This is a genomic window from Oryzifoliimicrobium ureilyticum, from assembly GCF_037199735.1.
Lineage (GTDB): Bacteria > Pseudomonadota > Alphaproteobacteria > Rhizobiales > Rhizobiaceae > Rhizobium > Rhizobium ureilyticus.
Genome location: NZ_JBBBVQ010000017.1, coordinates 71,091 through 85,442 on the forward strand (window position 1 = coordinate 71,091; position 14,352 = coordinate 85,442).

At 56.5% G+C, this 14,352-nt stretch carries 13 protein-coding genes; 9 read left to right on the forward strand and 4 right to left on the reverse strand.

Annotation, left to right across the window (positions count from 1 at the left end):
* Positions 1–25 precede the first annotated feature (25 nt).
* The 5 genes from VQ830_RS20885 to VQ830_RS20905 all read left to right on the forward strand — a co-directional run bounded on the left by VQ830_RS20885 (position 26) and on the right by VQ830_RS20905 (position 5,402).
* Positions 26–1,042: an ABC transporter substrate-binding protein gene (locus tag VQ830_RS20885; protein ID WP_337270080.1), complete on the forward strand. Its 1,017-nt coding sequence runs from the start codon at positions 26–28 to the stop codon at positions 1,040–1,042.
* A 73-nt stretch (positions 1,043–1,115) separates the two neighbouring features.
* A complete protein-coding gene (locus tag VQ830_RS20890) occupies positions 1,116–2,588 on the forward strand; it encodes an ATP-binding cassette domain-containing protein (protein ID WP_337270081.1) in 1,473 nt (490 codons plus the stop codon).
* Entirely contained in the window at positions 2,585–3,532 is a 948-nt protein-coding gene (locus VQ830_RS20895) for an ABC transporter permease (RefSeq protein ID WP_337270082.1), read from the forward strand. Before VQ830_RS20890 ends, VQ830_RS20895 begins: the two co-directional genes overlap by 4 nt.
* The gene (locus tag VQ830_RS20900) at positions 3,529–4,476 is read left to right on the forward strand and encodes an ABC transporter permease (protein WP_337270083.1); all 948 of its coding nucleotides are present in this window, start codon (positions 3,529–3,531) and stop codon (positions 4,474–4,476) included. Before VQ830_RS20895 ends, VQ830_RS20900 begins: the two co-directional genes overlap by 4 nt.
* Before the next feature lie 14 nt (positions 4,477–4,490).
* The gene (locus VQ830_RS20905; RefSeq protein ID WP_337270084.1) at positions 4,491–5,402 is read left to right on the forward strand and encodes an SMP-30/gluconolactonase/LRE family protein; all 912 of its coding nucleotides are present in this window, start codon (positions 4,491–4,493) and stop codon (positions 5,400–5,402) included.
* Positions 5,403–5,432: 30 nt separating this feature from the next.
* Here VQ830_RS20905 and VQ830_RS20910 read toward each other — a convergent pair whose 3' ends face one another.
* The 3 genes from VQ830_RS20910 to purU all read right to left on the reverse strand — a co-directional run bounded on the left by VQ830_RS20910 (position 5,433) and on the right by purU (position 8,462).
* Positions 5,433–6,242, reverse strand: a complete 810-nt coding sequence (locus VQ830_RS20910; RefSeq protein WP_337270085.1) for a hypothetical protein — start codon at positions 6,240–6,242, stop codon at positions 5,433–5,435.
* 11 nt (positions 6,243–6,253) lie between these two features.
* Positions 6,254–7,399 carry a LysM peptidoglycan-binding domain-containing protein gene (locus VQ830_RS20915; RefSeq protein ID WP_337270086.1) on the reverse strand — a complete coding sequence of 382 codons (1,146 nt, stop codon included), beginning with the start codon at positions 7,397–7,399 and terminating at the stop codon, positions 6,254–6,256.
* Positions 7,400–7,574: 175 nt separating this feature from the next.
* On the reverse strand, positions 7,575–8,462 hold the full coding sequence (gene purU / locus VQ830_RS20920; protein WP_337270087.1) for a formyltetrahydrofolate deformylase: 888 nt from the start codon (positions 8,460–8,462) through the stop codon (positions 7,575–7,577).
* A gap of 301 nt (positions 8,463–8,763) precedes the next feature.
* Between purU and VQ830_RS20925 the strand changes: the two genes are divergently transcribed.
* A complete protein-coding gene (locus tag VQ830_RS20925; RefSeq protein ID WP_337270088.1) occupies positions 8,764–9,870 on the forward strand; it encodes an NADH:flavin oxidoreductase/NADH oxidase in 1,107 nt (368 codons plus the stop codon).
* A 114-nt stretch (positions 9,871–9,984) separates the two neighbouring features.
* Here the strand turns inward: VQ830_RS20925 and VQ830_RS20930 are convergent, their stop codons facing one another.
* The gene (locus VQ830_RS20930) at positions 9,985–12,288 is read right to left on the reverse strand and encodes an FdhF/YdeP family oxidoreductase (protein WP_337270089.1); all 2,304 of its coding nucleotides are present in this window, start codon (positions 12,286–12,288) and stop codon (positions 9,985–9,987) included.
* Positions 12,289–12,482: 194 nt separating this feature from the next.
* On the opposite strand from VQ830_RS20930, the gene VQ830_RS20935 reads away from it, so the two are divergent.
* The 3 genes from VQ830_RS20935 to copD all read left to right on the forward strand — a co-directional run bounded on the left by VQ830_RS20935 (position 12,483) and on the right by copD (position 14,243).
* Positions 12,483–12,881: a hypothetical protein gene (locus VQ830_RS20935; protein ID WP_337270090.1), complete on the forward strand. Its 399-nt coding sequence runs from the start codon at positions 12,483–12,485 to the stop codon at positions 12,879–12,881.
* A 121-nt stretch (positions 12,882–13,002) separates the two neighbouring features.
* Complete coding sequence (gene copC / locus VQ830_RS20940) at positions 13,003–13,368, forward strand: copper homeostasis periplasmic binding protein CopC (RefSeq protein ID WP_337270091.1); 366 nt, start codon at positions 13,003–13,005, stop codon at positions 13,366–13,368.
* Positions 13,365–14,243 carry a copper homeostasis membrane protein CopD gene (gene copD / locus VQ830_RS20945; RefSeq protein ID WP_337270092.1) on the forward strand — a complete coding sequence of 293 codons (879 nt, stop codon included), beginning with the start codon at positions 13,365–13,367 and terminating at the stop codon, positions 14,241–14,243. Before copC ends, copD begins: the two co-directional genes overlap by 4 nt.
* Positions 14,244–14,352: the final 109 nt, after the last annotated feature.

Here is a 14,352-nt window from a genome sequence, read left to right on the forward strand (position 1 = left end):
ATTGGGGTCGAGAGGGAGAGAGACAGTGAAATTTAGAACCATGCTTCTGGCATCGGTCGCCGTTGCCTGTGCCGCCATGCCTTTTTCGGCCCTTGCCGACACGTCTGGCAAAAAGATCGCGCTATCCAATAATTATGCGGGCAACTCCTGGCGTCAGGCGATGCTGACGAGCTGGCAGAAGGTTACCGGTGACGCCGTGAAGGCAGGCATAGTTGCCGCTGCCGATCCTTTCACGACGGCTGAAAACCAAGCGACCGAGCAGGCAGCGCAGATCCAGAACATGATCCTGCAAGGCTATGATGCCATCGTCATCGACGCTGCTTCGCCGACAGCCCTCAACGGTGCCGTCAAGGAAGCCTGTGACGCCGGTATTACGGTCGTGTCATTCGATGGGATCGTGACCGAACCGTGCGCATGGCGCATTGCGGTCGACTTCAAGGGCATGGGCGCAAGCCAGGTCGAGTATCTTGCGAAGAAGCTGCCGAAGGGTGGCAACCTTCTTGAAATTCGTGGTCTTGCAGGCGTGTCCGTCGACGACGAGATTTCCGCCGGCATTCACGATGCCGTCAAGAAGTATCCGCAGTTCAAGATCGTTGGCTCTGTTCATGGCGACTGGGCTCAGGACGTGGCGCAAAAAGCTGTTGCCGGTATTCTGCCAAGCCTCCCGGAAATTGCAGCCGTCGTGACGCAAGGCGGTGACGGTTATGGTGCCGCGCAGGCATTTGAAGCTGCCAAGCGTCCGATACCGACCATCGTCATGGGCAATCGCCAGGACGAGCTGGTCTGGTGGAAGAAGCAGAAAGACGCCAACAACTACGAGACGATGTCGGTATCGATCGCACCCGGCGTGTCTACGCTCGCCTTTTGGGTCGCCCAGCAGATTCTCGATGGCAAGCCGGTAAAGAAGGATCTGGTCGTTCCGTTCCTGCAGATCAACCAGGATAACCTTGAGGCGAACCTCGCCAATACGCCGGCCGGCGGTGTCGCCAATGTCGAGTATACCCAGGCCGACGCACAGAAAATCATTGCCGAGAGCAAATAGTCGAAGGCTCCCAAGCCCCTACGCCGCCCGATCATAGGGATCGGGCGGCCTTTTTGCCTGCGGGAGATCAAGCGTGCCCCACGGATCAGCACCACCAGCCGTCATCGATGTCCTTGACGCCAAGGTTCATTTCGGCGCCGTCAAAGCCCTGGATGGCGTTACGATGAGCATCCGCCCTGGCGAAAGTGTCGGCCTCGTTGGCCATAATGGCGCCGGAAAATCAACAATTGTCAACGTTATCAATGGCGGGCTGACGGCACATTCTGGCTCCATCTTTTGCGGTGGCCAGCCCATAGAGCGCTATGGCATTACCGCTGCTCGCGCAGCCGGCATAAGATGTGTTTTTCAGGAATTATCGCTCTGCCCCAATCTGACGGTGATCGAAAACACGCGGGTCATGCATCGCGCGCTTCAAGGCTGGGGTTGGAGAAGGCGGGCTGCCGCTATCATCTCAAGCACGCTGAACGAAATGTTCCCCGGCAACACGATTTCTCCAGATGCGACTGTCGGCGATCTGTCCATCGCCGAACGGCAGATGGTCGAGATTGCCACGGCCTTTTCGACTATTTCGCAGGCTAACCCCGTCAAACTGGTGATCCTCGATGAACCGACCTCCTCGCTCGATGCGAAACTAGCATCTCAATTGCTGACCTATGTCCGCAAATTCGTCGCGCAGGGCGGCTCCATCCTGTTGATCTCGCATATTCTGAGCGAGATTCTATCCTCTACGGACCGGATCATCGTCATGAAGGATGGTAAGGTCGTTGCGGAAAAGCCTTCCGAGGACTTCAACCATCACAGCCTTGTTGCGGCGATGGGGAGTGTTGTGCGGGGCCGCGATGCGGTTTCGCGCCGCAACCTGAACGCCGACGACAAGCCGGTCCTGACCGCCTCCCCGCGCAAGGGAAAAGGCTTAGCCCTCAACGCATTTCGCGGCGAACTGATCGGTCTGGCGGGTCTTGGCGGCCACGGCCAGACCGAGCTTCTGCTGGATCTTTATCTATCGAAGACCAGCAGTTGGTTAAAACAGCCGCGACCGGACGTCACCTTTGTCGCGGGAGACAGGTCGCTGAATGGGGTTTTTCCTCTCTGGAGCATCATGAAGAACCTCACCATCGCGAATCTGGGTGATCTGTCGCGTCGCGGGATTGTGAGCGATGAAAAAGAAGGAGCTTTGTCAGCCAACTGGAAAGAGCGGATCGAAATCCGAACGAAAGATATGTCGAACCGCATTCTTTCGCTTTCAGGCGGCAATCAACAGAAGGTGCTGTTTGCGCGCGCATTGGCGACTGCCGCGCCTGCCGTTTTGATGGATGATCCAATGCGCGGCGTCGACATCGGCACCAAGCAAGAGGTCTACGCCATTATTCGGTCCGAAGCGGAAAAGGGTCGCACATTTGTCTGGTACTCAACGGAAATGGACGAGGTCACCTTATGCGACCGTGTCTATGTTTTCAGTGAAGGCGTGATCGTCCGCGAACTCGTGGGAGATGAAATCACGGAAAAAAACATCCTCGCCGCCTCCTTCATGGGAGCCGCGGCATGAAAATACGCGTTTCTTCCGACACTATCCGGCTCGTTATTCCAGCCCTTTCGCTCACGATTCTTCTCCTTTGGGTGTTCTATCTGCAGCCGAGAACAATGAGCTATCTCGGCCTCAACCTCCTCTTCAACCTTGCGGTTCCCATCGCGCTCGCAACCATCGCGCAGATGCTCATCATGACGGTCAATGATCTTGATCTTTCGATGGGTTCATTCGTGAGCTTCATTGCCTGTGTCGCGGCGACCTTCCTCCAGTCCAATCCGCTGCTCGGAATAGTCATCCTCATCGGCGTGATCGTGATCTATGCCGGTTTGGGGGTTTTGATCCATCTTCGCGATCTGCCATCGATCGTCGTTACACTGGGCATGAGCTTCGTCTGGAGCGGCTTTGCCATTCTTCTTCTTCCCTCGCCCGGTGGCCAGGCTCCGCAATGGGCGCGCGACATCATGACGGCACGGCCTCCTTTCGTCCCAATGGCGATCATCGCCAGCGTCATCATCGCGACAGTTTCGCATTTCGTGATCATGCGCTCATCTTTTGGCGTCATCCTGCGTGGTGTGGGCGGCAATGCTCGCTCCGTCGAGCGCGCCGGCTGGTCGATCCTTGCGGCGCGTGCCGCAACCTATGCCGTGGCAGCCTTCTTCGCCATCTTGGCCGGCATTGCGCTTGTCGGCCTGACCACATCGGCAGATGCCAACATTGCACTGCGCTATACCTTGCTATCGATCGCCGGTGTGATCCTTGGCGGCGGTGAATTCGTGGGCGGGCGCGTTTCGCCGATCGGTGCTGTCATCGGCGCATTGACGCTGACGCTCGCAGGCTCGTTTCTTTCATTCCTGCGGATTTCACCGGATTGGCAGATCGGGGCGCAAGGAGCAATCCTGATTATCGTACTCGGTCTCAGGCTTCTTCTGAACCGTATGGAAAAGAGGCAGAAGCGCGCATGATCCTGCAACGATTGTTCCGCAAGCCCTGGATATGGGCTTTCCTCGCCGCGTTGATCGTCTGGGCTATCACAATTTTGTTCACGGGCGGCGCAAGTACGATCGGCCTCACGCAGGCGGCGCTCACCTTTGCCGCCTTCTCGATCCTCGTGGGTATCGGCCAAATGTTCGTCATCACGCTTGGTCCCGGCAATATCGATCTTTGTGTACCAGCCACAATGACCCTGTCGGGCACGATCGCGCTCAAATTCATGAATGGCGATGCCTCGCTGATCCTGCCAGGCCTGCTGGTCGCGATCGCAATCGGCATTGCGGTTGGGATCGGCAACTACGGGCTGATCAAGCTATTGCGTATCCCACCCATCATTGCGACGCTCTCCATGAGCTTTATCGTTTTGTCGATGGCAATCTGGACCAATCGTGGTTTGCGGATCAAGCCACCGGATGCGCTTGGCGGGTTCGCGACTGCAACGACCTTCGGCATGCCGAACCTTGCCTTCATCGCGCTGGTGGTTTCCGTTCTGGCCTACATCCTTCTGCAAAAAAGCGTCTATGGGCGTTGGATTGCCGCGATCGGGCAAAGCATCAACGCGGCAAGAATGGCTGGCATTCCCGTCGATGGCGTTCGTTTGACCACCTATGTCCTTTGCGCGGTTTTAGCGGCGGTCTGTGGTTATCTGCTCGCCAGCTTTTCCGGCGGCGCTGCCCTGAACATGGGACAGGAATATCTTTTGATGTCGATTGCCGTCGTGGTCATCGGTGGAACGGCCGTTGCAGGCGGAGATTCCAATGTGCCGGGCATCTGGGGCGCTTCTCTCTTCATGTTTCTCGTTGTGTCAATGCTCAATACCTATGGCTTTGGCGCAGGCATTCGCCTTGTCATGACTGGCCTCATCATCATCGCCGTCATCATCCTTGCCGGCGGACGCAGCCTTAAAAACAATTAATTGCGGATCATTCCATGCAGGACGTTTCTCCTTTTGAAATTCATGACCAGCGCTTTGCCTCCCTTATCGTGGGCAGCGCGCGGCTCGAAGAACTTTGCGCGACATGTCGCTGGGCAGAGGGCCCCGTCTGGTTCGAAGACGCCCAGCAGCTGCTTTGGAGCGACATTCCCAATCAGCGGATTATGCGCTGGGTTCCCGACGGCGGTGTCTCAGTGTTTCGCACGCAGTCGAACTTTAGCAATGGCAATACGCGTGATCGCCAAGGACGACTGGTTTCCTGCGAACACGGAACACGGCGCGTCACGCGGACAGAAGCTGATGGCAGCATCACCGTGCTGGCAGACAGCTATCAGGGAAAGCGCCTGAATTCGCCCAACGATGTCGTTGTTCGCTCCGATGATACGATTTGGTTCACGGATCCCACCTACGGCATTATGTCGGATTATGAGGGTTATAAGGCCGAGCCCGAGCAGGAAACCCGCAATGTTTATCGTCTGGAACCAAGAACTGGTGCGTTGACGGCTGTCGCTACTGATTTTCTGCAGCCGAACGGTCTGGCCTTTTCACCAGATGAGACGAAACTTTACGTCGCCGATAGCGGGGCGAGCCACGCGCCATCTGCACCACGACATATTCGCGTCTTCGATGTTGAAGGCGACAGCCTCCTGAACGGGCGGGTGTTCTGCCATATCGACAGCGGCGTTCCCGATGGATTTCGTTTCGATGTCAGCGGCAATCTTTGGTGCAGCGCTCAAGATGGTGTGCATTGCTTTGCGCCAGACGGCGTTCTGATCGGCAAGATCAAGGTGCCCCAAACGGTGGCTAACCTCACATTCGGCGGCACAAGGCGCAACCGGCTGTTCATCGCCGCAACGCAGTCGATCTATTCGATCTATCTTGCGACCAATGGCGCGCAGCGCCCATAAGCGAAGACGCGGCGCGTGAAGATGCGGGCTTTATGTTTTATATCCGAGCTTTTCGAACATGACGCGAAATCCCGGATCGGTTGCAATATAGGCTTCCATCAGAAGGGATAGCTTGGTGGCGACGATGGGGGTTGCCGCCGCAAGCTTGCGCATGCGCTCAGGATCGGAAACCGTCGTTTCGGCATAGGTGTTGAAGTCGTTTTCGGTGGAGGTCGCGCCATAGGCCGTCAAGATCCCGGTCTCTGGCGCTGGATCGCTCTTACCATATTGACCAATCGCAGCCGCAGCCGTCGGGTCGGGCTGCCATCCCGGCGGCATCAAAAGCCCCCAGCGCATGGCGATCGTCGGTTGGCGCTGCCAGATGATCGACGAAAACTCATGATGAACGCCAAGTCGCGCCGTATCGAAATTCGTTTTCTGATCATAATCCGCGTTGCTGACGAGAACAATGAAGTTAGGCCCGTCCGTTCCGCCACCGTCGACGCCATCGAATTTGATGTGACTGGCGAGAATGATCGCCGGGCATAGCCGGGCGAAAAGATGGTCTGGATAAAGCGAGAGCGACTTTGCGATCCCCTCAAGCGTCGGCTGCAAGTGGTCGCGACTTACTGGTTCCAGACTCACACCTGGAAGAAGGCTCGCGACACTCTGTTGCGAGCCTCCCACCTTCATGGCTGCTGGGTCACCAATCAGGATCGACGTGCCGCTTTGCTTTTCAATCTGCGCCAAAAGTCCGGAGACATCTTCTTTGGAGCTTTCCGAGGCCGGGAGCCTGCCATAAAGAAGCAGCCCCCCGGCAATTAAAAGCAATACGGCAAAGAGATAGCGGTATCGCGCCATTCGTTCTTCTATCAGTGAACCAGAGCCGGCGTCACGCCCGCTCCTGCCTTGAAGACCAATTCTAGCCTTAAGGCAGCTGGAATTGCCGCACGCGGCAGGACCGTTCCAGCCATCCGCGCACCGGATAAGCCGCGAAGCATGGATATACCGCGCGCATAGGATGCCCCTGCAGCCGCAAAGGAAGCTGGATCATCGGCGATGCCAACGCCGCTCAAATCTTCAATCAAGGTGCCGACCACGATTGCGCCGGCAACCACGATCAAGCCCGTACCGATGACTTTTTGCCAATTGGTACCCTCATTGCGGACCGGTTGTGCAGACGGTCCGCGCGGACCCGTCGGCTGTGGCGTCAATTCGATGACATAGGCCACGTCCTCTGCCAGATAGAGAAAGTTGCCGATCGTTCCTTCAAGCTTGGGCAACTTGATCTCAAAGCGAAGCTTGGGCATCGGGCTATGCGAATCCACCTGCGTTCCCACCGCAAAGGTGGGCAAGTTCGGATTCTTGCTTTGCGAGACCAGCATGCTGCGCAATGTCAGCTTATTTTGCCCAGGCTCGTAAATCATATTGGTTTTTGAAACGAGTTGATTGAAGCTGTTGTTTGCGGCCTGGGTAACGGCCACCTCAACCTCTCTCTGCGTCACATAGATGGCGGGATAATTTTCCTTTGTCGACAGAAGCACGCTGCCGGTCATCTTCATCTCGATGATGACGCCGGGCTGGGCGATCGGCGGAAACTTGATGTCATCGAGTTTGTACTTGAAAACGACTGGCGACTTCACATGAGGAAGTTGCCGCGAGAGCGGACCGTCTGCGGGAGCCGTCTGCGGCTCGTTCGTCCGCATGGGCTGAGGGCTTGGTGTCGATGCCTGCTGCTTTCCAGGTGCCGTCTCGTGGTGAGGCGGTCTATGCGGCGCAGTGGACTTGTTCGGCGAGACCGCGCGGTGAGCACCGATGCCCTGAGTGACCGGAATGAGGATGACTTGACCGGGATAGATCAGGTCGGGATTTTTGATTTCTCTACCCGTAACAGCGATCACATCGCGTCTGTTGTTATAGCGCCAGATCCTTGGCCACTCATTGGCATTCCCAAGATAGGCCTTGCTGATATCCCACAGCGTATCGCCAGAAACCACTGTATGGCGGGGCTGAGCCATCACTCCCTCCTCGTTGTCAGAGCGCCGAAAGGGCGCATCGCATCTTTACCGTTCCATTACGCTTATGGCCCGCATCCACAGATGCCGGCCGCCTCAGTTACGGCGTCGAACTTAGCGTTGTCTGCCAAAATGGGAAGATGCCTACTACAACGAGCAGAAATTTTATCGGCGTGCCTCAGCCCATGCGTTCGGACGCGTAAGAGCCGGGGCTTGCCGGGAAGACAATTGTCTTGTTCCCATTGATGAAGGTACGATGATGGATATGGGCGTGGATCGCGCGTGCCAGCACTTGCGCCTCTACGTCGCGCCCCAGCGAAACATAGTCATCCGCCGATTGGGCATGGGTAATGCGCACCGTGTCCTGCTCGATGATCGGGCCTTCATCAAGATCGGCGGTGACATAATGGGCGGTTGCGCCGATCAGCTTAACACCTCGCTCGTAGGCCTGTTTGTAGGGATTGGCCCCCTTGAAGCTCGGGAGGAAGGAGTGGTGGATATTGATGATGCGGCCTGACATTGCTCTGCACAGATCGTCCGAGAGGACTTGCATATAACGCGCCAGGACGATGAGTTCGGTGCCGGTTTGCTTGACGAGGTCGAGCAGTTGAGCTTCCGCTTGCGGCTTGTTGTCCTTCGTCACCTTGATGTGGTGGAAAGGAATATCGTGATTGACCACCTGCTTTTGATAATCGAAATGGTTGGAGACAACGCCGACAATATCGATCGGCAAAGCGCCGATGCGCCAGCGATAGAGCAGATCGTTCAGGCAGTGGCCAAAACGTGAGACCATCAGCAAAACTTTCATCCGGTGGTCGCCGCCATAAAAGTGGTAGTCCATCTCGAAGGGTGGCGCGATTGCGGCGAAATCATCTGCGATCTCCTCTTCCGATACACCTTCCTCGGAAATGAAGGAAACACGCATGAAGAATTTACCGGTGGCCAAGTCGTCGAACTGGGAGGAGTCAACGATATTGCAGCCCTTCTTAGTCAAATAGCCGGAAATGGCGGCGACCACCCCTTTGGTCGACTTGCACGTCACTGTCAAAACGATGTTCTTCGTCATTGTTCGTTCCTCTTGGCCCGGCGAGCAGCCGCTGCGCATACGGCCTTGCTTCCTGCGATAGTGCCGTCCTATCCCAGAAGCAACCGGCTGGCTCGTCCATTCCCGTCACATCCTGCATTTGCTTCGACGCCGCCTGCGGATCTCGTGTGAAGCAGCAAAATACGGACGATCATCAAAAAGGCCTGGAGAGATCGTCGGCACGCTCTAAATCGGCCATGAGTTCTGCAGCAAAACTGCGCTGGCGACGACATGCCTTTCGGAAACGCCCGCCACCTTTGTCCAGATTTTTAGGAGACGCATTGTGACACTGCCTGCCCTCTTCCGCCCACTCGAACTTGGCGGCATGACGCTGCGCAATCGGATTACGATAGCCCCAATGTGCCAGTATTCGGCCGAAAACGGCTGTATGAGCGATTGGCATTTGATCCACCTCGGTCAATTGGCCTTGTCAGGAGCCGCGCTCTTGACGATCGAAGCAACCGCAGTGGTCCCGGAAGGCCGTATTACCTATGGCGATGTCGGCCTTTGGGACGATGCTTCGGAAAAGGCGATGGAGCGTGTGCTGAACGGCGTGCGCGCCTGGTCGGATATGCCTATCGGCATTCAGCTTGCACATGCCGGTCGCAAGGCCTCAACCGAAAAGCCATGGCTGGGCGGCAAGCAGATCAGCGCGGACAGGCAGAATGGATGGCGAACCGAAGCGCCGTCGGCGCTTGCCTTTGCTGAAGGTGACGACGCACCGGTTGAGATGTCGAAAGAACGGCTGATTGAGGTCCGCAATGCCTTTGCCGCAGCCGCCAAGCGGGCAGCACGGCTAGGGCTCGACTTTATCCAGATCCATGGCGCGCACGGCTACTTATTGCACCAGTTCCTGTCACCGCTTTCGAACCGACGCGAGGATGAGTATGGCGGCAGCCTGGAAAACCGCATGCGGTTTCCACTTGAGGTTTTCGATGCTGTGCGCGCGGCGTTTCCGGCCGATCGCCCAGTTACCATGCGCTTGTCAGGGACAGATTGGGTCGATGGCGGATGGGATATCGAAAGTACCATTACGCCTTGCAAGGCTCTGGAGTCTCGCGGTTGTGCAGCGATCAACATGTCGAGCGGAGGCCTTGATCCTCGTCAATCGATCCCCACCAGCCCCGGTTATCAGGTCCCACTGGCGCGCGCGGTTAAGCAAGCTTGCAATATTCCCGTGGTCGCCGTTGGTTTGATCACCAACTATGATCACGCCGAAGCCATTGTCGCGACGGGAGATGCAGATCTTATCGGCCTTGCACGCGGCATACTCTACGATCCGCGTTGGCCATGGCACGCCGCCGCGCACCTTGGCGCTCAAGTCGAAGCTGCACCTCAATATCTGCGCTCACAGCCGCATCAATTTCGCGGATTGTTCAAGAGCAAATAGCAATGGCTTTTTACGTTTGAGCAACTTGAGCTGAGGCACGAACGGGAAGGTATCGTCGGCCATGTTTACCGGCGATACCCTTGCTGAAAAATGGAGGATCGGTTCGATATCCTGTCAGGCAACAGCAGCTGCTGAGCGGCTAATCTTGACCGGAGCGCCCTTGTAGGCGGGCGTGCCGGAATTTCGGTCATAGTCGGAAAGTGCTATCACGGCGTTCAGCTCCGGGTAATATCCGGCGACTGCGCCTGCGGGAATATCGTATTCAACGACCGTAAAGCCGCGCACGATGCGGGTCGAGCCGCGCACCTCATGTACACTTTCGAGGTCGATCAATGTGCCTTCTTCAAGCCCCCTTGCCTCCATATCTCGCCGGTTCATGAAAACAACGTCGCGCCGGCCGAAGACGCCGCGATAGCGGTCATCGAAGCCGTAGATAGTGGTGTTATATTGATCGTGGCTGCGCAGTGTCGTCAGCACGAGGGCCTCTCCTGACGTAAGCGCCGGGTCCTCGCGAAGGCCGGCCGCAGGAATGAAGGTCGCCTTTCCGCTTTCCGTGTTCCATTGTCTTTCAGAGGCACCGATATGAAGCCGGAACCCACCTTTTTGGCGAACCCGGTGATTGAAATCGTGAAAGATGGGAAAGACTGCCTCAATCTTTTCGCGAATGCGATCGTAGTCAGCGATCATGCCATCCCAATCGATGCCGTGGCGTTCACCGAGCGTGGCTTTCGCAATGCCAGCAATAATGGCAGGTTCGGACCGAAGGGCTGAGCTGGGCGGCTTCAAAAAGCCGCGCGAGGCATGAACCATCGACATGGAGTCTTCGACAGTGACGGACTGAGGCCCGGATTCCTGCATATCGAGGTCTGTTCTGCCAAGACAAGGAAGAATGATAGAGGTCTTGGCGAGCAGCAGATGCGAGCGATTAAGCTTGGTGGCAATATGCACGGCGAGATCGAGATTGCGCATGCCGGCGAAGCTGGCCTGCTGATCGGGCATGGCAACGGGAAGATTGCCACCCAAGGCAATCAAAGCTTTTGAGCGACCCTCCACCATCGCCTCAATGGCTTCAACAGCGTTGTGGCCTTTGTGCTTGGGCGGATGAAAGCCGAACGCTCGCTCGATGCCTTGGTTGAGAGAATCGCCAGGCACCTCGGTGATTCCGACGGTACGATCGCCCTGAACATTAGAATGGCCTCGCAATGGGCAAATCCCCGCGCCCTGCCGGCCCATATTGCCTCTCAACAGCAGGAGATTGGCCAGTTGTTGGACATTCTCGGTGCCGCGGCTGTGCTGGGTAATGCCCATGCCGTAGCAGAAGATGACCCTTTCAGACTTGATATAAATATCTGCAACGCTTTCGAGTGCCTCACGCGTCAGACCTGATATCGTGCAGATGTCATTCCAAGAGGCGGCATCGATATCGCTGCGCAGCTCGTCCAACCCAATAGTATGTTCTGCAATGAACGTATGATCGAGGACGGGCGGCTCACCCGCCACCTTCGCGGCATCATCCCGCTCGAAGAGAATTTTCATCAAGCCTTTCAAGACAGCGAGATCTCCGCCGGGCTTGACCTGGTGATAGGCCGACGCAATTGCCGTTGACGAAAGGGTCGCCATCTCGATGGGGTCTTGCGGGGCGGCAAAGCGCTCCAGCGCTCGCTCGCGCAGCGGATTGAAGACAATGATCGGCACGCCGCGGCGCGATGCCTCATGCAAAGTGGTCATCATGCGCGGATGGTTTGTCCCGGGGTTATGCCCAAAGCTGAAGATCGCATCTGTATGGTCGAAATCCTCCAGCGTCACTGTGCCTTTGCCAACACCGATAGACTTTGGCAGACCGACGCTGGTTGCCTCGTGGCACATGTTCGAGCAGTCAGGGAAATTGTTCGTGCCGTAGGCCCGTACAAAAAGCTGATAGAGGAATGCTGCCTCATTGGAAGCACGCCCAGATGTATAGAACTCCGCTTCATCCGGATTTTGGAGCTTGTTGAGCTCTTCTCCAATGAGGCCGAACGCGTCGCCCCAGTCAATTGCCTCGTAACGATCCCGCTGCTTATTATAGAGCATTGGATGCGTCAGCCGTCCTGCATCTTCAAGCGCATGGTCGGTCCAGGTCCATAATTCTGAAACGGGATGTTCTTCAAAAAAGCTGGGCGGAACGCGCTTTGCTGTCGATTCCCACGTAATCGCCTTCGCGCCATTTTCACAAAATTCGAAAGAGGATGTGTGGCGGGGATCAGGCCATGCGCAGCCGGGACAATCAAAACCTTCGGGCTGATTAGCTTTGCTCAGCGTCGCACTGCCCTGCGCCACGATCTGCTGATGAGCAAGCGTCTTGGCAACGGCCTTGAGAGCGCCCCAGCCACCGGCCGGCCCCTTGTATGTTTCTATTCCTTCGGGGCGTTTTCTCGCCATGCCGCTCATCCTTCTTACAGTTGGCGCGGCTGCCGGAGATAGGGCAGCCAGACCCCCTAAATTAGATGTTAGGCAATCCCCGTCAACGCTGGCGAGACATCTTCGCGATCAATCAATGATGAACAGGTACAAATGACGCATTGAGGCCCTGTTCAATTCCAGCTACCAGTGACGCGATGGAAGGGAGCTTGGTTTTGACGCATCTCTCAAGCATGGCAACACGCTGGGCAACGCGGCTTCTGTGCGTCCTTGCGTTGGTGTTGCTCGGCTTAGGCCATCAGCCGCCCGCATTCGCCGGGACCGAAGCAACGCAAATCTCCCTGCCGGACGGCACGGTCCCGAGCCTTTGCATCACCGGATCCGAAAAGATCCACGACCATCAGCATAGCCATGATGGTTCGGGATTGTACAAATGCGAGGCATGCCGCATTGCGGCGGGGACGCTGCTGCCCTCGCCTCCAGAATTCGGCGAACTTTATGGCCGCCCGCCGGTTTCGGAAAAGCTCTCTTCCGAGATCAGGCAAAGCGATGGGCGTTTTCTTGTTTCACATAAAGGGCCTCGCGCCCCGCCGATGCCTCTTCAGGGGTATTGAAGCCGTTTTCACGTCGATGTTTCGCTCTGCATTCGGTCCTACCCGTCCGCAACAGATATCTTGGATGGGTCATTCGCGCGGCAATCGACGCTCTTTCCTTTAACTCATAGAAAGTTCTGCGATGTCAAAGTCATTTCGCATCATGCTTGTCGTCACCGGCTTTATCCTATCGCTTGCTGGCCAAGCCTTTGCTCATGCCCATCTAAAGGCTGCAATGCCGGCAGATAAGGAAACGGTCAGCTCACCTGAAGAAATCGATCTCAGCTTCAGCGAGGCGATCAACATGAAGTTCAGCGGCATCAAGCTTACCGGTCCCGATAGCAAGGACGTCAAGCTCGGCGAGCCCATGCTCATGGAAGACGACAAAATGTTGATGGCTCCGGTCAATGAGAAACTTCCGGCTGGGCAATATACCATCGAATGGCATGTCTTGTCCAAAGACGGGCATAAGACAAACGGCAGCTATAGTTTCACCGTTAAGCCGTGATCGGTCCTGAGACCGCTATTATCGGCTGCCGCTGGCTCTTCGCGGCGGCAGCTCTCTTTTTATGGGGCGCGGCGGCTTATCTGTCGGTCCTCGTCCCCAATGACTTGTCGCGACGGGTATGGACACACCTTTCGAAAGTCCGCACAGTTGCTCTGCCAATCCTGATCTTCGCGACATTGGCGGGGCTTGCCTCCCAGGCCGCCAATATCGGTGGTGGATGGGGCGACGGTCTTCGACCGGACATGCTCTGGGATGTCCTCACCGACACCAATCTGGGTCCCGCCTTCCTTCTTCAAATTTTCGCATTGGCTTTGTTGCTTGTTTCTTTGCGTCTTTCTGCTTCAAGACAGATCTATGTTACAGCCTTCGGCAGCGCTTCGATGCTGATCAGCCTCTCGCTGACGGGCCATGCCGTTATGAATGACGGCTGGATCGCAATTGCGCATCAGGCAAATGATGTTCTGCATGTTTTATCGGGCGGTGCTTGGATTGGCTCGCTTTTGCCTGTTTTCATCATTTTGCGGACTACCCGTGGCTCCGACCACGCCGCAAAGACGGCGCTGACGCGCTTTTCGACTGCCGGACATTTCGCAGTGGCGCTGGTCCTCGCAACGGGGGTCATCAATCTATTTCTGGTCCTAGGCTTCCTCCCCTTGCGCTGGAGCAGCCAATATCAGCTGCTGCTTTGCCTCAAGATCGCATTGGTCTTGATGATGGTCGGTCTCGCGGTTGCCAATCGCTATGTCTTCGTGGCTAAGATGGTCGAGCAAAACTGGGCGAAGCGGGCGCTGATCTTCGGCACACTGACCGAAATACTGATTGCAGGCTTTGTCATCGGCTTGGTCGCTTGGTTTGGCACCTTGCCGCCGGAATGAACCTAGAAAAAATCGCAACACGATTTTTAGCGCCTCTTGAACGAGAGAAATCGCAAAATTATCTGATGAGTACCGGTCGCCAAGTGGGGCCGGAACCAAGGACGCCAAG

Coding starts and splice junctions, on each gene's coding strand:
- VQ830_RS20915 (WP_337270086.1), bottom strand. CDS start 7,399: ATGGCTCAGCCCCGCCATACAGTGGTTTCTGGCGATACGCTGTGGGAT.
- VQ830_RS20900 (WP_337270083.1), top strand. CDS start 3,529: ATGATCCTGCAACGATTGTTCCGCAAGCCCTGGATATGGGCTTTCCTC.
- purU (WP_337270087.1), bottom strand. CDS start 8,462: ATGACGAAGAACATCGTTTTGACAGTGACGTGCAAGTCGACCAAAGGG.
- VQ830_RS20895 (WP_337270082.1), top strand. CDS start 2,585: ATGAAAATACGCGTTTCTTCCGACACTATCCGGCTCGTTATTCCAGCC.
- copC (WP_337270091.1), top strand. CDS start 13,003: ATGTCAAAGTCATTTCGCATCATGCTTGTCGTCACCGGCTTTATCCTA.
- VQ830_RS20910 (WP_337270085.1), bottom strand. CDS start 6,242: ATGGCGCGATACCGCTATCTCTTTGCCGTATTGCTTTTAATTGCCGGG.
- VQ830_RS20930 (WP_337270089.1), bottom strand. CDS start 12,288: ATGGCGAGAAAACGCCCCGAAGGAATAGAAACATACAAGGGGCCGGCC.
- VQ830_RS20905 (WP_337270084.1), top strand. CDS start 4,491: ATGCAGGACGTTTCTCCTTTTGAAATTCATGACCAGCGCTTTGCCTCC.